25 protein-coding genes are annotated in these 19,929 nt (G+C 41.1%); 18 read left to right on the top strand and 7 right to left on the bottom strand.

The window, feature by feature from the left end:
• Window positions 1–10: 10 nt before the first annotated feature.
• From rpsE to rplQ, 10 genes are all read left to right on the top strand, one after another.
• Window positions 11–523, top strand: a complete 513-nt coding sequence (rpsE, locus tag KFB94_03640) for a 30S ribosomal protein S5 (GenBank protein ID QVL46207.1) — start codon at window positions 11–13, stop codon at window positions 521–523.
• Between the two features lie 3 nt (window positions 524–526).
• Complete coding sequence (gene rpmD, locus KFB94_03635; GenBank protein QVL46206.1) at window positions 527–727, top strand: 50S ribosomal protein L30; 201 nt, start codon at window positions 527–529, stop codon at window positions 725–727.
• Window positions 727–1,164 (top strand): 50S ribosomal protein L15, encoded by a 438-nt coding sequence (rplO, locus tag KFB94_03630; GenBank protein QVL46205.1) that lies wholly within the window; start codon window positions 727–729, stop codon window positions 1,162–1,164. The genes rpmD and rplO overlap by 1 nt, the downstream gene beginning before the upstream one ends.
• A gap of 11 nt (window positions 1,165–1,175) precedes the next feature.
• On the top strand, window positions 1,176–2,492 hold the full coding sequence (gene secY / locus KFB94_03625) for a preprotein translocase subunit SecY (protein ID QVL46204.1): 1,317 nt from the start codon (window positions 1,176–1,178) through the stop codon (window positions 2,490–2,492).
• A gap of 80 nt (window positions 2,493–2,572) precedes the next feature.
• On the top strand, window positions 2,573–2,686 hold the full coding sequence (gene rpmJ / locus KFB94_03620) for a 50S ribosomal protein L36 (protein ID QVL46203.1): 114 nt from the start codon (window positions 2,573–2,575) through the stop codon (window positions 2,684–2,686).
• A gap of 111 nt (window positions 2,687–2,797) precedes the next feature.
• On the top strand, window positions 2,798–3,160 hold the full coding sequence (gene rpsM / locus KFB94_03615; protein QVL46202.1) for a 30S ribosomal protein S13: 363 nt from the start codon (window positions 2,798–2,800) through the stop codon (window positions 3,158–3,160).
• Between the two features lie 40 nt (window positions 3,161–3,200).
• Entirely contained in the window at window positions 3,201–3,590 is a 390-nt protein-coding gene (rpsK, locus tag KFB94_03610; GenBank protein ID QVL46201.1) for a 30S ribosomal protein S11, read from the top strand.
• Window positions 3,591–3,616: 26 nt separating this feature from the next.
• Entirely contained in the window at window positions 3,617–4,246 is a 630-nt protein-coding gene (gene rpsD / locus KFB94_03605; GenBank protein ID QVL46200.1) for a 30S ribosomal protein S4, read from the top strand.
• A gap of 49 nt (window positions 4,247–4,295) precedes the next feature.
• Window positions 4,296–5,282, top strand: a complete 987-nt coding sequence (gene rpoA, locus KFB94_03600) for a DNA-directed RNA polymerase subunit alpha (protein ID QVL46199.1) — start codon at window positions 4,296–4,298, stop codon at window positions 5,280–5,282.
• A 32-nt stretch (window positions 5,283–5,314) separates the two neighbouring features.
• Entirely contained in the window at window positions 5,315–5,701 is a 387-nt protein-coding gene (gene rplQ, locus KFB94_03595; protein ID QVL46198.1) for a 50S ribosomal protein L17, read from the top strand.
• Window positions 5,702–5,756: 55 nt separating this feature from the next.
• Here rplQ and KFB94_03590 read toward each other — a convergent pair whose 3' ends face one another.
• Window positions 5,757–5,996 (bottom strand): glutaredoxin family protein, encoded by a 240-nt coding sequence (locus KFB94_03590; protein ID QVL46197.1) that lies wholly within the window; start codon window positions 5,994–5,996, stop codon window positions 5,757–5,759.
• A gap of 71 nt (window positions 5,997–6,067) precedes the next feature.
• On the opposite strand from KFB94_03590, the gene mgtE reads away from it, so the two are divergent.
• Complete coding sequence (mgtE, locus tag KFB94_03585) at window positions 6,068–7,504, top strand: magnesium transporter (GenBank protein QVL46196.1); 1,437 nt, start codon at window positions 6,068–6,070, stop codon at window positions 7,502–7,504.
• A gap of 97 nt (window positions 7,505–7,601) precedes the next feature.
• On the opposite strand, the gene rpmG is transcribed toward mgtE, so the two are convergent.
• The 4 genes from rpmG to coaBC all read right to left on the bottom strand — a co-directional run bounded on the left by rpmG (window position 7,602) and on the right by coaBC (window position 10,281).
• Window positions 7,602–7,757: a 50S ribosomal protein L33 gene (gene rpmG / locus KFB94_03580; protein QVL46195.1), complete on the bottom strand. Its 156-nt coding sequence runs from the start codon at window positions 7,755–7,757 to the stop codon at window positions 7,602–7,604.
• An 11-nt stretch (window positions 7,758–7,768) separates the two neighbouring features.
• Window positions 7,769–8,005 carry a 50S ribosomal protein L28 gene (gene rpmB, locus KFB94_03575; protein QVL46194.1) on the bottom strand — a complete coding sequence of 79 codons (237 nt, stop codon included), beginning with the start codon at window positions 8,003–8,005 and terminating at the stop codon, window positions 7,769–7,771.
• Window positions 8,006–8,109: 104 nt separating this feature from the next.
• Complete coding sequence (gene dut / locus KFB94_03570) at window positions 8,110–8,562, bottom strand: dUTP diphosphatase (protein ID QVL46193.1); 453 nt, start codon at window positions 8,560–8,562, stop codon at window positions 8,110–8,112.
• A 543-nt stretch (window positions 8,563–9,105) separates the two neighbouring features.
• Complete coding sequence (coaBC, locus tag KFB94_03565; GenBank protein QVL46192.1) at window positions 9,106–10,281, bottom strand: bifunctional phosphopantothenoylcysteine decarboxylase/phosphopantothenate--cysteine ligase CoaBC; 1,176 nt, start codon at window positions 10,279–10,281, stop codon at window positions 9,106–9,108.
• Window positions 10,282–10,396: 115 nt separating this feature from the next.
• On the opposite strand from coaBC, the gene KFB94_03560 reads away from it, so the two are divergent.
• From KFB94_03560 to KFB94_03545, 4 genes are all read left to right on the top strand, one after another.
• Complete coding sequence (locus KFB94_03560) at window positions 10,397–11,161, top strand: hypothetical protein (protein ID QVL46191.1); 765 nt, start codon at window positions 10,397–10,399, stop codon at window positions 11,159–11,161.
• A gap of 50 nt (window positions 11,162–11,211) precedes the next feature.
• Entirely contained in the window at window positions 11,212–11,886 is a 675-nt protein-coding gene (radC, locus tag KFB94_03555; protein ID QVL46190.1) for a DNA repair protein RadC, read from the top strand.
• A gap of 96 nt (window positions 11,887–11,982) precedes the next feature.
• Window positions 11,983–14,034: a carbon starvation protein A gene (locus KFB94_03550; GenBank protein ID QVL46189.1), complete on the top strand. Its 2,052-nt coding sequence runs from the start codon at window positions 11,983–11,985 to the stop codon at window positions 14,032–14,034.
• 3 nt (window positions 14,035–14,037) lie between these two features.
• Window positions 14,038–14,244 carry a YbdD/YjiX family protein gene (locus KFB94_03545; protein QVL46188.1) on the top strand — a complete coding sequence of 69 codons (207 nt, stop codon included), beginning with the start codon at window positions 14,038–14,040 and terminating at the stop codon, window positions 14,242–14,244.
• Here the strand turns inward: KFB94_03545 and KFB94_03540 are convergent.
• Window positions 14,241–15,041 carry a prolipoprotein diacylglyceryl transferase gene (locus KFB94_03540; GenBank protein QVL46557.1) on the bottom strand — a complete coding sequence of 267 codons (801 nt, stop codon included), beginning with the start codon at window positions 15,039–15,041 and terminating at the stop codon, window positions 14,241–14,243. The genes KFB94_03545 and KFB94_03540 overlap by 4 nt on opposite strands.
• Before the next feature lie 218 nt (window positions 15,042–15,259).
• On the opposite strand from KFB94_03540, the gene ilvD reads away from it, so the two are divergent.
• From ilvD to KFB94_03525, 3 genes are all read left to right on the top strand, one after another.
• On the top strand, window positions 15,260–17,113 hold the full coding sequence (ilvD, locus tag KFB94_03535) for a dihydroxy-acid dehydratase (protein ID QVL46187.1): 1,854 nt from the start codon (window positions 15,260–15,262) through the stop codon (window positions 17,111–17,113).
• A gap of 2 nt (window positions 17,114–17,115) precedes the next feature.
• Window positions 17,116–18,051, top strand: a complete 936-nt coding sequence (locus KFB94_03530; GenBank protein QVL46186.1) for a D-hexose-6-phosphate mutarotase — start codon at window positions 17,116–17,118, stop codon at window positions 18,049–18,051.
• A gap of 151 nt (window positions 18,052–18,202) precedes the next feature.
• Window positions 18,203–18,514, top strand: a complete 312-nt coding sequence (locus KFB94_03525; GenBank protein ID QVL46185.1) for a c-type cytochrome — start codon at window positions 18,203–18,205, stop codon at window positions 18,512–18,514.
• Between the two features lie 54 nt (window positions 18,515–18,568).
• Here the strand turns inward: KFB94_03525 and KFB94_03520 are convergent, their stop codons facing one another.
• Window positions 18,569–19,918, bottom strand: coding sequence for a sodium-dependent transporter (locus KFB94_03520; protein ID QVL46184.1), 1,350 nt, complete (start codon window positions 19,916–19,918; stop codon window positions 18,569–18,571).
• Window positions 19,919–19,929: the final 11 nt, after the last annotated feature.

The following is a 19,929-nucleotide window of genomic DNA, read 5'->3' as shown; positions in this document are numbered from 1 at the left end:
AGAATAGATTATGGCTAAAGGTTTTGAGCAACAAGCACAGCAAACAGATGGTTTGCGTGAAAAAATGATTACCGTTAACCGTGTAAGTAAAACGGTTAAAGGTGGTCGTATTATGAGTTTTGCAGCACTCAGCGTTGTTGGTGACGGCGACGGCAGTGTTGGTATGGGTAAAGGTAAAGCGCGTGAAGTGCCGACCGCCGTACAAAAGGCAATGGACGAAGCGCGTCGTGAAATGGTTAAAGTGAGTTTAAACAATGGCACGTTGCATCATACAGTCATCGGTCGTTTTGGCGCTGCTAAAGTCTTGATACAGCCAGCTCCAGAAGGTACTGGTATTATTGCTGGTGGCGCAATGCGTGCGATTTTTGAAGTGATGGGTATAACAAACGTAACTGCTAAATGCATCGGTTCTGCTAACCCTTACAACGTTGTTCGTGCAACATTAAATGGTTTAGAAGCTATGAATACGCCTTCGGACGTCGCTGCTAAACGTGGTAAATCAGTTGAAGAGATTAGAGGCTAACAAATGGCTAAAGCAAAAAAAGAGTCTGGCGCTACTGTTAAAGTAACCTTGATTAAAAGCATTATCGGTAGACTTGAGTCTCACCGTGCAACAGTAAAAGGGTTAGGTTTGCGTCGTATGCACCATACAGTAGAGTTGCAAGATACGCCAGCTGTACGAGGCATGATTAATAAAGTCAACTATCTATTAAAGGTAGAAGGATAATGGAATTAAATACAATTAAACCTGCTGAAGGTGCAAAAAAAGTAGCTCGTCGTGTTGGTCGCGGCATTGGTTCTGGGTTAGGTAAAACGGGCGGTAGAGGGCATAAAGGGCAACATTCACGTTCTGGCGGCACCCATCGTGTTGGTTTTGAAGGCGGACAGATGCCTTTACAACGTCGACTACCTAAGCGTGGCTTTAGGTCCATGACTAAAGCAGATACTGCCCACGTTCGAACAAGTGAGTTATTGGGTTTAAATGCTGGTGTGATTGATCTACTGGCTTTGAAAGAAGCGAAAATTGTTTCTAGTCGTGTTAAAGCGGCAAAAGTATATTTATCAGGTGAGTTAACTGAAAAAGTACAAGTGCAAGGTTTGTTGCTAACTAAAGGTGCGCGTGCGGCAATTGAGAGCGCTGGCGGTAGAATCGTAGAAGCGTAAGAGAAAATTAATTGGCACAAGATAATCTATTAAAGTCATTTGGAAAGATGAGCGAGCTTAAAAGCCGTTTATGGTTTGTGTTAGGCGCTTTAGTTGTGTTCCGTTTAGGTTCACATATTCCAGTGCCAGGCATCGATCCAACAGTGTTAAAACAACTTTTTGATTCACAAAGTGGTGGAATCTTGGGCATGTTTAATATGTTTTCTGGCGGCTCGCTAGAGCGTTTTGCAATATTCGCTCTTGGCATTATGCCTTATATTTCTGCTTCAATTATTATGCAGTTATTAACTGTCGTTTCACCAAAATTAGAGCAGCTTAAGAAGGATGGTGAGGCTGGTCGTCGTCTGATTACTAAGTACACGCGTTATGGAACGGTTGCATTAGCTACTTTTCAAGCGCTGGGTATTGCGATTGCTTTTGAAGGTCAAGCTGGCTTAGTTCTTGATCCTGGCATGTCTTTTAGATTGATTACAGTAGTAACTCTAGTTGGTGGCACCATGTTTTTAATGTGGTTGGGTGAGCAAATTACTGAGCGTGGTATCGGTAATGGCATTTCGATTATTATTTTTGCGGGAATTGTTGCTGGGTTACCTAGAGCAATTGGTAGCACACTAGAATTAGCACGAACAGGTGCATTCTCAATTCCATTGGTTGTATTCTTGTTTGTCATGGTGATTTTAGTTACTGCATTAGTAGTATTTGTTGAGCGAGGCCAACGTAAAATCACGGTAAACTATGCGAAGCGTCAAGTAGGTAATAAGGTGATGGGTGGTCAAACAACACATTTGCCATTGAAGTTAAATATGGCTGGTGTGATACCGCCGATTTTTGCATCTAGCATTATTTTGTTTCCTGCTTCATTAGCAGGTTGGTTTGGTAGCAGTGAAAGTATGTATTGGTTGAAGGATTTGTCTGGTGCTATTTCACCAGGTCAGCCTATTTACATTTTGTTATTTGCGTCTGCAATTTTGTTTTTCTGTTTCTTTTATACGGCGTTAGTTTTTAACCCAAAAGAAACAGCTGATAATTTGAAAAAAAGTGGTGCTTTTGTCCCAGGTATTCGTCCAGGCGAGCAGACGGCAAAGTATATTGACAAGATTATGGGTAGATTGACATTGATAGGCGCTGTCTACATTACATTGGTATGTTTGTTGCCAGAGTTTTTAAGTTTGAAGTTCAATACGCCGTTTTATTTTGGAGGCACTTCATTGTTGATTATTGTTGTCGTTACTATGGATTTTATGGCGCAAGTGCAGTCTCATTTGATGTCACACCAATATGAAGGTTTGTTAAAAAAGGCTAATTTTAAAGGTGGCGTAACGCGCTAATGATTAAAGTGTTGGAATATAGGGCGTGATTAGTTTTCACGTGAAGAAATTAAAGATTTAGTTGGTTAAAGAGGTTAATTATGAGAGTTCGTGCATCAGTTAAAAAATTATGCCGCAATTGCAAAACAGTGCGTCGCCGTGGTGTATTGCGTGTTATTTGTTCAGATCCACGTCATAAGCAGCGTCAAGGATAGTTGTTAATCTAGTCTTGTTTTGTTTGAAAAACAATATGCAAACTGTTAGAATGCAAGGCTTTTTTTATTTGGTCGCTTTTATATATCGCGATTCATTTTGGAGTTAAGAGTATGGCTCGTATTGCTGGGGTAAATGTCCCAAATCATAAACATACAGAAATCGCATTAACAGCGATTTACGGTATTGGTAAAGTGACTGCTAAAAGCATTTGTGCTGCTGCAGGTGTTGCAACGACTGCGAAAGTGAAAGATTTAAATGATGCAGAAGTAGAAAAACTACGTGAAGCAGTTGCTCAATTCACTGTCGAAGGTGATTTGCGCCGTGAAGTCACAATGAACATTAAACGTTTGATGGATTTGGGCTGTTATCGCGGTGTACGTCACCGTCGTGGTTTGCCAGTTCGCGGTCAGCGCACTAAAACAAATGCGCGTACACGTAAAGGTCCAATTAAGCCAATTAAGCAATCTAAATAACATTAATCAGTATTTAAATTATTTGTAAGGACAGTACAACATGGCAAAAGCTAATGTACGCGTAAGGAAAAAAGTTAAAAAGAATATTGCAGAGGGTGTAGCTCACGTGCACGCTTCATTTAATAATACCATTATCACGATTACCGATCGTCAAGGCAATGCTTTATCATGGGCGACTTCCGGTGGTCAAGGTTTTAAAGGTTCACGTAAAAGCACTCCTTTTGCCGCACAGGTTGCAGCAGAAGTTGCTGGTAAATCAGCGCAAGAAAATGGTGTGAAAAATTTAGAAGTGCGCATTAAGGGCCCTGGCCCAGGCCGTGAATCTGCTGTACGTGCACTGAATGCTGCTGGATTTAAAATTACCAGCATTACTGATGTGACGCCAGTGCCACATAATGGCTGTCGTCCACCCAAAAAACGTCGCATTTAAGCGAAAAAGATTACTGGAGAACTATCTTGGCTAGAAACTTAGATCCTAAATGCCGTCAGTGTCGTCGCGAAGGCGAGAAGTTGTTTTTGAAGGCTGAAAAATGCTTTACTGATAAATGTGCAATCGAAAAACGTAACTTCCCACCTGGTCAACACGGTCAGCGTCGTAGCTCACGTTTATCCGACTACGGTGTTCAATTACGTGAAAAACAAAAAGTACGTCGTATTTACGGTGTGCTAGAAAAGCAATTTCGTAGCTACTACGCAGAAGCTGATCGTAGAAAAGGTGTTACTGGCGAAAACTTACTGCAGTTGCTAGAGTGCCGTTTAGATAATGTGGCATACCGTATGGGTTTGGCTGGTTCACGTACAGAAGCACGTCAAGTTGTTAAACATAATTCAATTCTTGTTAATGGCAAACGTGTGAACATTCCTTCTTACCAAGTAAGAGCTGGTGATGTTATTTCTGTTGCTGAGGCTTCTAAAAAGCAATTGCGTATCAAATCTGCTTTAGAAGCAGCTGATGAACGTGGCTTCCCAGAATGGTTAGAAGTTGATGTTAAGGCGTTTACAGGCACATTTAAATCTGCGCCGCAACGTGATGACTTGCCTCCAACTATTAACGAATCATTGGTGGTTGAGCTGTATTCTAAGTAATTGTACTTGGCAATACGCTTTTTATTAACCAATTAGTTCAAGGACTGATATGCAAAGTAATCCTACAGAGTATTTAAAGCCACGTGTTGTAAACGTGGAAGAAATAACACCACTAAGAGCGCGTGTTACATTAGAACCGATGGAGCGTGGTTTTGGCTACACATTGGGCAATGCTTTACGCCGTGTATTGTTGTCATCAATTCCTGGTTTCGCTATTACAGAAGTGAAAATCGATGGTGTAGTACATGAATACTCAACTATTGATGGCGTTCAAGAAGATGTTGTTGATATTTTGCTTAACCTTAAAGGTGTAGCATTAAAGTTAAATAGTAAATCAGAAACGATTTTAACATTAAACAAATCTGGTGAAGGTGTTGTCACTGCTGCTGACTTTGCATCAGGTCATGATGCTGAAATTGTGAATCCAGACCATGTAATTGCCCATTTGACTAAAGGTGGAGCACTTAATCTTGAAGTTAAAGTTGAAATGGGTCGCGGTTATCAACCTGTCCCAGTAAGAACAAAAGTCAATCAGGAAGATCGCACACTTGGATTTATCATGGTTGATGCGTCATTCAGCCCAATTAACAAAGTGAGCTATCAAGTTGAAAGCGCGCGTGTCGAACAGCGTACCGACTTAGATAAATTGATTATGGATGTTGAAACGAACGGCATTGTCGATCCAGAGCAAGCAATTCGTGATGCTGCAGCAATTTTAATTGGACAGCTTTCTGTGTTTGCAAACCTAGAAGGTGCGCCAACAGAAGAGGCGGAAGCAGCAGCACCACAAGTTGATCCTATTTTATTACGTCCAGTTGATGATTTAGAGCTTACAGTGCGTTCAGCAAACTGCTTAAAAGCAGAGAATATTTTTTACATTGGTGATTTAATTCAACGCTCTGAAAATGAATTACTGAAAGCCCCTAATTTAGGCAGAAAATCATTAAATGAGATTAAAGATGTATTAGCTTCAAAAGGTCTAACATTGGGCATGAAGTTAGAGAGTTGGCCACCAGTTGGCCTTGAGAAAGCTTAAAAGCTAAATTTTAAAAGTTTAAGGAAGTTACTATGCGTCACGGTAATCAAAATCGGAAATTAAATCGTACGAGTAGTCATCGTGCAGCTATGTTTCGTAATATGTCAGTATCATTACTTCGTCATGAAGTAATTAGAACAACTTTACCTAAAGCTAAAGAGTTGCGTAAATATGCAGAACCTCTTATTACTTTAGGTAAAGATGCAACTTTGGCTAATCGTCGACTTGCATTTAATCGTTTGCGTGATCGGGAAATCGTTGGCAAGCTGTTTGGTGAACTAGGTCCTCGGTACTTAGCACGTAAAGGTGGTTATTTACGTATTCTTAAATGTGGCTTTCGTAATGGCGATAATGCACCAATGGCATTTGTTGAATTGGTTGGTCGTCCAGAAGCTACTGATGTAATAACAGCAGACTAGTGACCGCATTATCAATACCAAAAAAGCCAGCTAAATGCTGGCTTTTTTAATTGCATTACAGTTGTATAAAACGCAATATGTCATGCGCATTAAATGGCCAGTTAAGTTCCTTAGCATTATCTGTCCTTTTTAAGACAGGTATTCGGCTACCGTATACGTCGATTAAATCATTATTATCTGCTATTTCAATGAGCGTTAACTTGATATGTTGCTGTTTTGACAGAAGTTCAACTGCCTGCTCACACAGATGACAATTAGATGTGGTATAAAGCGATAGTTGGATTAATGTAGGCATTTTATTTGGTAAAAGTAGAAAACACTTCATAATAACGTTTAATCATATTAATGTCATAACACAAGGTAGCGATGGCGGATATTCAAGAGTCAAAAGATAGGTTAACCGAAACGCTAGATCGAGTAGTTTCTTTATTGAAGAAGCATCAATTAGTGGAAAATCTCGTGCATAAGCAAGAGATGCCTAAGCATGACCTTATTGAGACGATTTTACACAGGCAAAATAAGATTGAATTGCAGAACATTTTAAATGCTTTGCATCCAGCAGATGTTGCCCATATTTTAGAGGCTTTGCCGTTAAATGACCGCCTATATCTTTGGGATCTAGTGAAGGTTGATCGTGATGGTGATATTCTTTTAGAAGTTTCTGATGCCGTAAGACAGACTCTCATTGCAGATATGGACAGTCAAGAGCTACTTGCTGCCGCAGAAAAGTTAGGTACGGATGAGTTGGCAGATCTGGCGCCAGACTTGCCAAAAGACGTTCTACAAGATTTGCTAGATAGTTTAGATACGCTTAATCGGGAGCGGTTACAATCTGCACTTTCTTATCCAGAGGACACTGTTGGTGCCTTGATGGACTTTGATATTGTGACAGTGAGGGAAGATATTACGCTTGAAGTTGTCTTACGATATCTTCGTCGATTGGATGAGCTGCCAGATCATACAGATAAAATCTTTGTTATTGACCGTCACGATAATATTAAAGGTGTTTTACCGATTACGACAATATTAGTCAATGATTTGGACGAAACTGTCGAAAATGTGATGGCTGCTGATGTTGTATTGTTTCATCCAGAAGACATCGCAGATGATGCTGCAAAAGCATTTGAGCGCTATGATTTAGTGAGTGCGCCTGTAGTGGATAAGAATCATAAGTTAGTAGGACGATTAACCGTAGATGAAGTTATGGATTATATCCGAGAAGAGTCAGATTCAGATCGCTTATCAATGGCTGGCTTGCGTGAGGAAGAGGACTTTTTCTCCAGTGTATGGGCTTCTGTGCAGAACCGCTGGGCGTGGTTAGCGATCAACTTGGTAACCGCCTTAATTGCTTCACGTGTGATTGGGTTGTTTGAGAACTCCATAGGAAAAGTAGTGGCTTTGGCTGCATTGATGCCGATTGTTGCAGGCATAGGTGGTAACTCTGGCAATCAAACTACAACAATGATAGTACGTGGCTTAGCGCTGGGACAGATATCTGGCAGTAATATGCAATCGCAGTTGAGCAAAGAACTTGGAGTCGCCCTTGTTAATGGTTTAATCTGGGGAGGTGTGCTTGGAGGTGTCACTTATGCATTATATACCGACTACCGCTTGAGTTTTGTAATGACTGCAGCCATTACGCTCAACTTATTATTGGCAGCTTTAATGGGAGTTGCTATTCCGCTGGTTATGAATAAATTGGGCAAAGATCCTGCTGTGGGTTCTAGTGTGCTTATTACAGCAATGACAGATAGTGGTGGTTTTTTTATATTCTTAGGTTTGGCGACAATCTTCTTGCTGTAAATCGAACCTGATTATTCGAACCTGATTGTGTAATCTGATTATAAAGTGTAATAAAAAACCCGCAGATGCGGGTTGTTTTATTAAAAAATCAAAAGGTTTATTTGATTTTATTTTCTTTGTACATCACATGTTTACGAACTACTGGATCAAACTTTTTGATTTCCATTTTTTCTGGCATCGTACGTTTGTTTTTAGTTGTGGTATAAAAGTGACCTGTACCAGCACTTGACTCTAATTTAATTTTTTCGCGCATGGTAATACTCCTTAGATTTTTTCACCAGCAGCGCGCATTTTAGCGAGTACTGAATCAATACCGTTCTTGTCAATTGTGCGTAACGCTGCATTGGTAATGCGTAAGCTAACCCAGCGATTCTCACTCTCAACCCAAAATTTACGGTTTTGTAAATTCGGTAAGAAACGACGTCTTGTTTTATTGTGTGCGTGAGAAACATTGTTACCCACCATTGGCTTTTTGCCTGTTACCTGACATACACGTGCCATGGTTATCTCCAAATACTTTGTCTTTTCAGAAAGACGGCAATTATAGTGTAAAGACTGCTCTAATTCAACTGATATATACAGATTTATTTCAAATAATCTGAGCGTTAATGTTTACCAGTGCTTCCAAAGCCGCCTTCTCCACGATCGGTCTCTATAAACTCATCAACAATAAGAAACTCAGCCTGCACAACCGGTACGATGACCATCTGAGCAATACGCTCCATTGGATTTAGCGTAAAGGGTTCTCCACTACGATTCCAGCAAGAAACCAACAATTGTCCTTGATAATCAGAGTCGATTAATCCAACGAGATTGCCTAGCACAATACCATGCTTGTGGCCTAGACCAGAGCGCGGCAGGATAAGCGCAGCATGGTATGCATTATCAATATGAATAGCGATGCCAGTCGGAATCATCACTGTTTCACCTGGTTGTATGGTTTGGGTGTGCTCAATGCATGCACGTAAATCAAGGCCAGCGGAGCCTTTGGTTGCGTAGCTGGGCATCATATTGCGAATGCGGTTATCTAAAATTTTTAAATCAACATTAATAGACATAACAGTTTCTTACATGACAAATAAGATGTTATTAAACACTAAATAACAACGAAAATCACTAGTAACCGGAAAGCAATTGGTTAGTGCTAGTTAGTGAATTGGTATTTTTTAATTTGAAATTAGTAATAGGCGCTTAACCCCATCAGATAGTTGCCTGTAGCGCTAGTCATAGAATAATCTATTATCATCATTTATTCTGATTAAGCCAATGTACGCTTTATCATGCATATTTTCGACATAAAGAAGTTAACTGAGTCTGCAGTCGGCAAATGCTTGTTCAAAACTATGTTGTTCGTTACCCGTACCTGTTGTTACGACATGGCTAAATTGGATATTGCTTTTTTTAGCTTGTTCTGCAAATACAAGTTATGGTCAATTGCAAACATTGATGGCAAGCATCAGGGTTTTTAATTTAAATAAGTGATTTGACATGATAATAGAATGAATTAATTTTGTTACAAGAGGTGTGCTATCTGCTGATTGGTATGCGACATGCTAAAAGCATTTTCATGAATTAACCACATTTGAAATGAGGCTTTTTATTTATAGCATATTGGAGATATGTTCTAAGATTTCATGTGCAAGATGCGACTTTGAAGCACGAGTGAGCGTGTGGTGACCATTGTCATCAATTAACGTTACTTGGTTGTCATCTAAACCGATAGTAGAAGTCACTTCATTGGCGATGATTAAGGGTAGTTTTTTTGACAAACGTTTTTGTGTCGCATATTCAATCACATGTTCGCTTTCAGCGGCAAACCCAACGCAGAACGGTGGATTTGATAAATGAGCAACATCGGCCAAAATGTCTTTATTTCGCTTTAATGGTATGGTGATCGACTCAGCATTTTTCTTAATTTTTTGCGTGGCTGTTTCGCTAGGTGAGTAATCAGCAACAGCAGCAACTGCAATAAAAATATCTTGATTTTGAATGGCTTGCATGACTGCGTTGTACATGGCTTCTGCACTAGTTGCTTGCTTAAAATTGACGTTAGCTGGTTTGGCTAAATGGCTAATACCGCTTATCAACGTCACATCAGCACCCATATTAGCCGCTACTTGTGCCAACGCATAACCCATTTTTCCGCTACTTAAATTGGTAATGCCACGCACTGGGTCTAGCATTTCTATGGTTGCACCGGCTGTGATTAACACTTTCTTATCTGCTAATATTTTTGGTGTGAAATGTGCTACTACATTTGCCAGCAATTCAGATGCTTCTAACATGCGGCCGTCACCCGTTTCTCCACAAGCTTGTTCGCCATTGCCAGGACCTAAAACTACAATATTATCTGATATTAACTGTGAAAAATTACGTTGTGTGGCTGGGTTTTCCCACATTTGTTTATTCATGGCTGGTGCAACCAGTAAAGGACAATCACGGGCTAGACACAATGTAGAGAGTAAATCATCTGCACGACCATGAAGCAGTTTTGCCACAAATTCGGCAGAGGCTGGCGCGATTAGAATCGCATCAACGCCACGACTTAGCTCAATGTGTGGCATGCCGTTATCGATATTGCTGTCCCACATGCCAGTAAAAACAGGCTTTCCTGATAATGCTTGCATCGTCATTGGAGTAATAAATTTTGCCGCTGCTTCAGTCATGACTACTTGGACATCAATATGCGCTTTAATCAATAAGCGCACTAATTCTGCTGCTTTATAGGCTGCGATACCGCCTGTAATGCCTAAAATTAACGATTTATTTTTTTGCATAAGATTTGAGAAAACTTTTTTATCAACAAGCGTTGATATCAACGAGTTATATTATGATCATGTTTGATGTAATGATTGTATTTTAATATGAAACAGAGAAGAGCGGATTAAATCCATGTGGCGAAGCTTAAGAATCAGTTTTTTATTGCTTATTTTAGCGATTGTTACACAACAATTATTTTTAGAAAAAGCAGATTTAGATTGGCATGATAACTTTTATGTAGCGTTGTATCCAGTCAATGCGGATGGAAGTGAGAACGTTGCCCAGTATATTAATCGCTTAAAGCCAGATGATTTTGCGCCCTTAGAGCGCTTTTTTGCTAAAGAAGCGCAACGATACGGATTGAAGATGCGACGGCCAATCGCAATTCAGTTAGGGCCCGCGCTAGAGCGGATTCCACCAGTGCCGCCAAGCAATGGCAATATTATGCAAACGATATTTTGGAGCCTCAGCTTCCGTTGGTTTGCATGGAATAATAGCCCAACTGTCCCTGTGCCACCTGATATTCGTCTTTATTTGCTATTTTATGATGTAGAGCAACATGAGGTGTTATCGCATTCTACCGCACTGAATAAAGGCCGTATTGGACGGGTGAATTTGTTTGGTGATCGGTTGCATAATCCACAAAATTTAGTGATTACCGCACATGAGCTATTGCACACCTTAACTGCAACGGATAAATATGATTTGCAAACAGGTTTACCCATTTATCCAGATGGCTATGCTGATCCAGAAAAGCAGCCACGATATCCACAATATGATGCTGAATTGATGGGTGGCTATGTGCCAATCAGTGAAGATAAGAAAAAGATTCCCGCTAGCCTTAATGAAGTATTAATTGGATTTAAAACAACAAAGGAGATTGGTTGGATACAATAGCTAAGTAGCAGACTCAAACAATAATTCGTTAAAAAGAAAGAAGAAAAATAATGGCGATTACAGATTGGCCGGCAAGTGAGCGGCCACGAGAAAAACTGATGGAATCTGGTGCGCAAGCACTATCGGATGCTAAGTTGTTGGCAATATTTTTACGTGTTGGCGTTGTGGGCAAAAGTGCGGTTGATTTGGCACGCGATTTACTCATACAGTTTGGTAGCTTAAATGGTGTTTATGCTGCCTCTGCCAAAGAAATTAGTCTAGTGCACGGCATTGGTATGAGCAAATATGTGCAATTGCAAGCGGTATTTGAAATGAGTCGTCGTGCCTTAAGTGAGCAAATAAAAGAGCGAGATATTTTAACTTCACCTGATCAAGTGCGTGATTTTTTAAAACTAAAACTCGCTAATCAATTAAAAGAAATATTTGTTGTTTTATTTTTAGATGCACAAAACCGCTTAATTGCAACCGAGGATATGTTTACTGGTACATTAACCCAAACTAGCGTTTATCCAAGAGAAGTAGTCAAAAGGGCGTTACATTACAATGCAGCGTCTGTGATGTTCGCGCACAATCATCCTTCTGGCGTTGCCAAGCAAAGCCGTGCAGACGAAATGATTACGCAGGAGCTAAAAAAGGCACTGAATTTAGTCGATGTGCGGGTACTTGACCACTTTATTATTGCAGGCAACGAAACCTTATCATTTGTGGAAATTGGTTTATTATAACCATACGACAAAAACTGGGCGAAGCAGAACAGTTAAATGGGGGCGCTCTGCTAAACAGTGGCGTGTATTCACTAACGAATCGATTTAAACAATATCATGCAAAAATTATTAAAATTAACACTTTGGGTTGCCGTTGCTTTGCTGGGCGCTTATGCATTATCTGTTATAGCACTGAACCGTGGCGAGCCTGTTAATGCTATTTGGATGGTGACTGCTGCTGCCTGTATTTATGCCATTGCTTATCGTTTTTATGCGGCTTGGATAGCAGCAAAAGTGTTAACCATTGACGAAACGAGAGCAACGCCTGCAGAACGATTGGATAACGGACGCGACTTTATTCCGACCAATAAATGGATTGTGTTTGGACACCACTTTGCAGCAATATCTGGACCCGGTCCATTAATTGGACCTACGTTAGCGGCACAGTTTGGTTATTTGCCTGGCACATTATGGATATTAATAGGTGCGGTGTTAGGTGGCGCAGTGCAAGACATGGTTGTTCTATTCTTTTCTACTCGCCGTAATGGCCGTAGTTTAGGGCAGATGGCACGCGATGAAATTGGTACTATTGGTGGCACTGCTGCGCTAATTGGCACTTTCATGATTATGATTATCCTGATTGCCGTGCTAGGATTGGTTGTTGTTAACGCCATGAAGCATAGTCCTTGGGCAACATCAACCATTGCCGCAACTATACCAATTGCCATGATAGTGGGTCTTTATATTCGCCATATTCGCCCGGGTAGAGTATTAGAGGCATCAGCCATTGGTGTTGTCTTGTTATTACTGTCAGTATTTGCTGGTGGCTGGATTGATCACAGTGAAGGGTTGCGTACATTATTCGATCATGATGGAGTGCCATTGGCTTACGCGATTATCCTTTATGGTTTTGCAGCGGCTGTGTTGCCAGTTTGGTTGCTGCTAGCACCACGTGACTATCTATCCACCTTTATGAAACTTGGTACGATATTTTTATTGGCAATCGCTATTGTTGTTTTACAGCCAGAAATTCATATGCCAGCTGTTACTCAGTTTATTGATGGCACAGGGCCTATTTTTGGGGGCAAATTATTTCCATTTGTTTTTATCACTATTGCATGCGGTGCGATATCTGGTTTTCACGCCTTAATTGCTTCTGGCACTACACCAAAATTGATAGCCAATGAACGCGATATTCGTATGATAGGCTATGGCGGTATGTTGCTCGAGAGCTTTGTTGCGATGATGGCCATGATAGCCGCAACGGTATTAGAGCCGGGTGTATTTTTTGCGATTAATAGCCCAGCCGGTGTGGTGGGTAAAACTGCGATAGATGCTGTAGCAACAATTAATAGTTGGGGTTTCGCGGTGACCGTTGATCAAATGGAGCAATTAGCAAAAGACATGGGGGAATCAACTTTATTTGCCAGAACTGGCGGCGCGCCAAGTCTCGCAGTCGGCATGGCAAGTATTTTTGCCAATGCTTTTGGTAAGCACTTATTAGCGCTTTGGTATCATTTTGCCATTATGTTTGAGGCCCTATTTATTCTCACAACACTAGACGCGGGCACTCGGGTGGGGCGGTTTATGTTGCAAGATATTCTAGGTAATTTTAATCAAAAATTAGGTGAAACATCCTATATGCCATCCGTGATTTTAACCAGCAGTTTGGTCGTCGCTGGCTGGGGTTACTTCTTGTATATTGGTGTGATTGATCCGAATGGTGGCGTTAATATTCTTTGGCCATTGTTTGGGATTGCCAATCAAATGCTGGCCGCGATTGCCTTGTGTGTAGCCACTAGTATTATTATTAAATCTGGCAAGCCAAAACATGCTTGGGTAACTGCATTGCCGCTTATTTGGTTGATTATTATTACCACGAGTGCGGCATATGAAAAGATATTAAGTGATGATATCCGCGTTGGCTTTTTTGCTGCTGCCAATCATATGAGTATGCAACTGTTAGACGGCACTTTGAGCGCAGAACAGGCGGCAGTCGCACCGCAACTTATTTTTAATCAGCATTTAGATGCTTACCTTACGCTGTTTTTTGTAGTTGTCTTATGGATAGTTGTGATTGATATGATGAATATTTCTCGTCGCTATTTACAAGGCAAAAAAGTATTAAGCTCAAGTGAAGCGCCTTATGTGAAAACGGTGTTGGAATAGCACATGTTGGCTAAAATTAAATCGTTTAAGCTAAAGCATTTATGGCATATCGTCCGCCAACTTTCAGGCGATGATGCCTATGAACGATACTTAAAGCATCATGCTGCATTTCATGCCAGTACCGTAGATGCGCCCGCGCCACTATCACGCAAAGCATTTGTTAAGCTATGGCAAGACAATAAGTGGGCGGGTGTAAATCGCTGTTGTTAGGCGATGTTTGATGACTCAAAACGCTTTTGATAAGCAGCGCGCAACATCCATATCCCAACCAAAACCATCGGCAAACTCAGCCACTGCCCCATCGAGAGTCCTAGCCCCAATAAACCTAAAAAGTCATCTGGCTGTCGTGTATATTCAACAAGAAACCTGAAGCAACCATAGCCAATTAAAAAAAGGCCTGATATTGCGCCAGTTGGTCTTTGCTTTTTAGAAAACCACCACAATAAGATAAACAAAATAACACCTTCTAAAGCAAATTCATACAATTGAGATGGGTGGCGAGCGAGAGTATCTGCCTGCGGAAAAATCATACCAAAATTACCCTCAGTCACGCGTCCCCATAATTCACCATTAATAAAATTACCCATACGGCCAGCACCTAAACCAATAGGCACTAAAGGCGCAATAAAATCCATGGTATTTAACCAGGGTTGAGGATGTTTTTTATTGAAAAAAAACATCGCGACCAATACACCCAAAAAGCCACCATGAAAACTCATTCCCCCTTGCCACACTGCGAATATTTCCAGTGGATGATGCATAAAATAGCCAGCCTGATAAAACGCAACATAGCCTAAACGACCACCAACAATAACCCCTATGGCGCCATAAAATAACGCATCGTCAATCATAGTTTGGTTCCAGTTAAACCAAGGCTTGTGCTTAATCCGATGTTTGCCAAGTAATAAAAAGCCCAAAAAACCAGTTAAATACATGAGTCCATACCAATGAATGCCAAATGAACCAAGATGTATTGCAATAGGGTCAAATTGGGGGTGGGTCAAAATCATCAAAATCCTCTAGGTTGATTGTCATAGTTAGTTGATGCTACTAGGTGTGCCCAAATTATACGTCTTAGTGCCGATGATGAATATAGGCATGATGCAGGCAATTTAATCATCCGCACTCAGGAGATGAATCTAGCGCCTATAAGTTGGTCATACGCTAGCATGATGAAGGGTGCATCAGTTAGAATAATGTTTTAATTAGTTTATTAGGGATTCTTATGCCTCAGTATCGTTCTCGAACTACCACTCACGGTCGCAATATGGCTGGCGCGCGCGCGTTGTGGCGTGCTACAGGTATGAAAGATGGTGATTTTGATAAACCAATTATTGCAGTTGCCAACTCATTTACGCAATTTGTACCTGGTCATGTGCATTTAAAAGATATGGGACAACTGGTTGCACGTCAGATTGAAAAGGTGGGTGGTGTAGCAAAAGAATTTAATACCATTGCAGTGGATGACGGTATTGCGATGGGACACAGCGGCATGCTATACAGCTTACCAAGCCGTGATTTAATTGCAGATTCTGTTGAGTATATGGTTAATGCGCATTGCGCTGATGCGTTAGTTTGTATTTCTAATTGCGATAAGATTACGCCCGGTATGTTGATGGCGGCCATGCGATTAAATATTCCTGTGGTATTTGTCTCGGGCGGTCCTATGGAAGCGGGTAAGGTGAACTGGCAGGGTGAAGTCATGAAGCTGGATTTGGTGGATGCGATGGTGGCTGCAGCTGATGATAAGGTCAGTGATGCCCAATCTGAAGCAATTGAGCGTTCTGCTTGTCCAACATGCGGTTCTTGTTCAGGTATGTTTACCGCAAACTCAATGAATTGTTTAACAGAAGCGCTGGGTTTAAGTTTGCCTGGTAATGGTTCTACGCTTGCGACGCATGGTGCACGTAAAGAGTTATTTTTGCAGGCAGGTCGGACTATTGTTGATTTAGCTAAACGACATTATGAACAAGATGATTACTCTGTTTTACCGCGTGCAATTGCTAATTTTAAGGCGTTTGAAAATGCCATGAGCCTAGATGTTGCAATGGGGGGCTCAACAAATACGGTACTCCATTTATTGGCTGCCGCGCATGAAGCGGGAATTGATTTTACAATGAAAGATATCGACCGCATTTCACGGCATGTGCCTTGTGTGTGTAAGGTGGCGCCTGCGACTGCAAAATATCATATGGAAGACGTTCATCGTGCAGGCGGTGTGATGGGTATTTTAGGTGAATTAAATCGTGCAGGTGTGATTCATGGTGAAATACCAACGGTACATAGTGCCACATTAAATGAAGCGTTGGCAAAATGGGATGTTGCGGTAACAGCAGATGAAGAGGTAAAAAAATTCTACCGTGCAGCACCAGGTGGCATTCCAACAACAATCGCGTTTAGTCAAAGTATGTTGTGGCCAGATTTAGATATTGATCGTGCAAACGGCTGTATTCGTGATAAAGCGCATGCTTATTCACAAGATGGAGGCTTGGCGGTATTGTATGGCAATATTGCTTTAGATGGTTGTATTGTGAAGACAGCTGGCGTGGATGACAGTATTTTGAAGTTTACAGGACGTGCCCGTATTTTTGAATCACAAGATGCTTCAGTTGAAGCAATTTTAGCCGATAAAATAGTTGCAGGCGATGTAGTGCTTATTCGTTATGAAGGTCCTCGCGGTGGACCAGGTATGCAAGAAATGTTGTATCCAACTTCATATCTTAAATCTAAAGGGCTCGGCAAAGAGTGTGCTTTATTAACTGATGGGCGCTTCTCTGGAGGAACATCAGGTTTAAGTATCGGACATGTCTCGCCAGAGGCTGCTGAAGGTGGTGCGATAGGATTGGTTGAAGAGGGTGATATTATTGAAATTGATATTCCAAACCGCACCATCAATTTAAAAGTTAGTGAAGATACATTGATAGAGCGACGTGCAAAAATGGAAGCTAAAGGAAAAGATGCGTGGAAACCGCTGGGTCGAGAGCGATATCTTTCTTCCGCATTAAGAGCTTTTGCTGCAATGACGACCAGCGCAGCTTTTGGCGCGGTGCGTGATGTGTCACAAATTGAAAAAGGATAAAGATGACTATAGAGGCTGCCGTATTATCAACTGCACCAATGACGCACAAGCGGCTTAAGTTACATGCACATGTTAATCAGACACAAGATGAATCTGGACTACAGTACTTAGAAATTGATAACCCGTTGGCAACAGCCAAAGTTGCCTTGCAAGGTGCCCATCTGATGGCTTGGCAACCAAAGTTTCTAGCAAACCCAGTGTTATGGCTATCGAGTAATGCGCGCTATACTAAAGGCCGATCTATTCGTGGAGGTGTGCCTATTTGTTGGCCGTGGTTTGGTAATCATCCAACAAATAGCACCTTTTGCCCACATGGTTTTGCACGTGTAATCCCATGGCGTGTGATGGATATAGATGCAACGCCTACAGGGGCAACACGTATTATTCTATCAATGCAAATGACAGAAGAAACCAAAAGACAGTTATCATACCCTTTTGAACTGAACTTGGTGATTACCATTGGTCGTCGTTTGCGGGTTGATTTAGCTACCACTAACCTAGCCGATCATCCGTTTGTGATTAGTGAAGCTTTTCATACTTATTTTAATGTGAGTGATATCGGCAACATTGAGATTACAGGCTTACAGGATTCAGTGTATGCTGATAAGCGGGTTAAATATGAGCGCAATGTAGAACATAATGCATTGACTTTTGATGGCGCTGAATATGATCGTGTGTATATTGATCATAGCAGTGATTGTGCTATTCATGATAAAGGTTATAACCGCATTATTCATATTTCAAAATCCGGTAGTGATACGACTGTCGTTTGGAACCCCGGGGCAGAGAAAGTGGCGCAAATGACTGATATGGGTACGGGTGATGAGTGGCGTAAAACAATCTGTGTTGAAACCACCAATGCTTTAGATAACATGGTAGTGATTAATCCAAGTCGTAAGCATGTGTTGAGTGCTGAGTATTATGTTGAAACCATGTAATGGCAATAGAGTAGTAGAGTAGAGGGTCAACTGTTTATTGACACCATACGTTAAGTGTTGGTTACAGGTGTAATTGATTGAACAATTTTTAATTATAGGTATGATACGGCTTGTAATATTGGGGTTCTTTATAAGTATTTAAGGAGATAGCATGAAAGCATTTTTAATAATGGTAATGACAGTTAGTGCGTTAATGGTGGCTGGTCAAGCAGCTGCGAACGAAGCATTGGCAAAGAAAAGTGGTTGTTTAGCATGCCACGGTGTGGATAAAAAAGTGTTGGGCCCGGCTTTGAAAGATATTGCCGCGAAATATAAAAGTGATAAATCTGCAGAGGCCAAATTAGTGACTAAAGTTAAAGTAGGTGGTAGTGGCGTTTGGGGCCCTATGCCAATGCCAGCCAATAGTCCGCAAGTCAAAGATGCTGATATTCAAACGATCGTTAAGTGGATATTGTCACTTTAACGCTATCAGTTGATTGTAAGACTTAAAAAAGCCAGCCAATGCTGGCTTTTTTGATTATTTGATAACATTAAACAAGTAGAGAAATACTGCAAAAATGGCTGCTGGCGCAATAATATTATTAGCGATTTGCCATAAGGTGTAAGTGTTACTACCCAGATCAAGCTCATCTTTAGAGTGATGTTTTTTCATAAAATAACCAGCAAAAATAGCCATCAGTAAACCACCCAAAGGTAGCATGATAGTGCTTGTGAGTTTGTCTAAAGTATCAAAAATACCTAAGCCAAAAATAATTTCTACATCCTGCCAAAGGTTGAAAGATAGTAAGACGCTGATACCGACAGTCCAGATAAATATGCCTAAGAGTAGAGAGGCTTTTTTACGGTTGATATGGGTATTTTCGACTATCCAGGCAATCGATGGCTCTACCAAAGAAATGGCAGAAGTTGATGCCGCAAACGCGACTAATATAAAAAATAGCACGCCAAAAAAATTACCCAATGGCATTTGACCAAAGGCAATCGGTAATGTTTGAAAAATGAGGCCGGGCCCTGCATCTGGTGCTAAATGGTTGGCAAAGACTAAGGCGTAGATAGATAGCCCCACCAACAAGCCAAGCAAGGTATCTGCAATCGCTATATAAATAGACGTACGAGAAATTGAAACATCTCGTTTTAAGTAAGAGCCATAGACCATGATTGAGCCCATACCAATGCTAAGCGAGAAAAAGGCATGGCCCATAGCAGCCAACGCTGTAATAGGGGTAATTTTTGAAAAGTCAGGCTTGAATAAAAATTGAAAGGAAGTTTGCATATCGCCAACTGATATGCTGTAGCCCAATAATATCAATAAAATAATAAATAACGCAGGAATAAGAAAGTTGTTTGCTTTTTCTAATCCAGAGGTAACGCCACGTGACACAATGCCCATTGTCAGTGCCATAAACAACGTATGCCAGAAAAGGAGTCTGAGTGGCGATGCAAGTAAGGCGCTAAATTGTTCGCTAGATTGTGTTGGCGTCATATGCTCAAAGCCCGCTTGTGCAGCAGTGCTGATGTAGCTGAGTACCCACCCGCCAATAACACTATAAAAACACAATATTAATACACCAGTAAACATGCCCATAGTGCCAACATATTGCCAAGCATTTGAACAGTTTGATTGTTTTGCTAACTGCTTCATTGCGTCCATAGGGTTTTTATGTATGCGCCTACCTAACATCACTTCGGTCATGAGTAATGGGATACCAATGAGTATAATGCTTAGTATGTAGATTAATACAAATGCACTACCACCATTAACACCTATCATATAGGGTAGTTTCCAGATATTGCCTAAACCAATTGCAGAACCTGTGGTGGCTAATATGAAAGACCAGCGGCTATTCCACGCGCCACGATGTGACATTGCAGTATCCT

Source organism: Methylophilaceae bacterium (genome assembly GCA_018398995.1).
In the GTDB taxonomy this organism is placed as follows: Bacteria; Pseudomonadota; Gammaproteobacteria; order Burkholderiales; family Methylophilaceae.
This window is presented reverse-complemented; position numbering and strand designations above follow the sequence as displayed.

Coding starts and splice junctions, on each gene's coding strand:
- KFB94_03530 (QVL46186.1), top strand. CDS start 17,116: ATGACTATAGAGGCTGCCGTATTATCAACTGCACCAATGACGCACAAG.
- KFB94_03520 (QVL46184.1), bottom strand. CDS start 19,918: ATGTCACATCGTGGCGCGTGGAATAGCCGCTGGTCTTTCATATTAGCC.
- radC (QVL46190.1), top strand. CDS start 11,212: ATGGCGATTACAGATTGGCCGGCAAGTGAGCGGCCACGAGAAAAACTG.
- rpsM (QVL46202.1), top strand. CDS start 2,798: ATGGCTCGTATTGCTGGGGTAAATGTCCCAAATCATAAACATACAGAA.
- KFB94_03560 (QVL46191.1), top strand. CDS start 10,397: ATGTGGCGAAGCTTAAGAATCAGTTTTTTATTGCTTATTTTAGCGATT.
- KFB94_03550 (QVL46189.1), top strand. CDS start 11,983: ATGCAAAAATTATTAAAATTAACACTTTGGGTTGCCGTTGCTTTGCTG.
- mgtE (QVL46196.1), top strand. CDS start 6,068: ATGGCGGATATTCAAGAGTCAAAAGATAGGTTAACCGAAACGCTAGAT.
- rpmG (QVL46195.1), bottom strand. CDS start 7,757: ATGCGCGAAAAAATTAAATTAGAGTCAAGTGCTGGTACAGGTCACTTT.
- KFB94_03545 (QVL46188.1), top strand. CDS start 14,038: ATGTTGGCTAAAATTAAATCGTTTAAGCTAAAGCATTTATGGCATATC.
- dut (QVL46193.1), bottom strand. CDS start 8,562: ATGTCTATTAATGTTGATTTAAAAATTTTAGATAACCGCATTCGCAAT.
- KFB94_03590 (QVL46197.1), bottom strand. CDS start 5,996: ATGCCTACATTAATCCAACTATCGCTTTATACCACATCTAATTGTCAT.
- rplO (QVL46205.1), top strand. CDS start 727: ATGGAATTAAATACAATTAAACCTGCTGAAGGTGCAAAAAAAGTAGCT.
- rpmD (QVL46206.1), top strand. CDS start 527: ATGGCTAAAGCAAAAAAAGAGTCTGGCGCTACTGTTAAAGTAACCTTG.
- rpmJ (QVL46203.1), top strand. CDS start 2,573: ATGAGAGTTCGTGCATCAGTTAAAAAATTATGCCGCAATTGCAAAACA.
- rpsE (QVL46207.1), top strand. CDS start 11: ATGGCTAAAGGTTTTGAGCAACAAGCACAGCAAACAGATGGTTTGCGT.
- ilvD (QVL46187.1), top strand. CDS start 15,260: ATGCCTCAGTATCGTTCTCGAACTACCACTCACGGTCGCAATATGGCT.
- rplQ (QVL46198.1), top strand. CDS start 5,315: ATGCGTCACGGTAATCAAAATCGGAAATTAAATCGTACGAGTAGTCAT.
- coaBC (QVL46192.1), bottom strand. CDS start 10,281: ATGCAAAAAAATAAATCGTTAATTTTAGGCATTACAGGCGGTATCGCA.
- KFB94_03525 (QVL46185.1), top strand. CDS start 18,203: ATGAAAGCATTTTTAATAATGGTAATGACAGTTAGTGCGTTAATGGTG.
- rpsK (QVL46201.1), top strand. CDS start 3,201: ATGGCAAAAGCTAATGTACGCGTAAGGAAAAAAGTTAAAAAGAATATT.
- rpmB (QVL46194.1), bottom strand. CDS start 8,005: ATGGCACGTGTATGTCAGGTAACAGGCAAAAAGCCAATGGTGGGTAAC.
- rpoA (QVL46199.1), top strand. CDS start 4,296: ATGCAAAGTAATCCTACAGAGTATTTAAAGCCACGTGTTGTAAACGTG.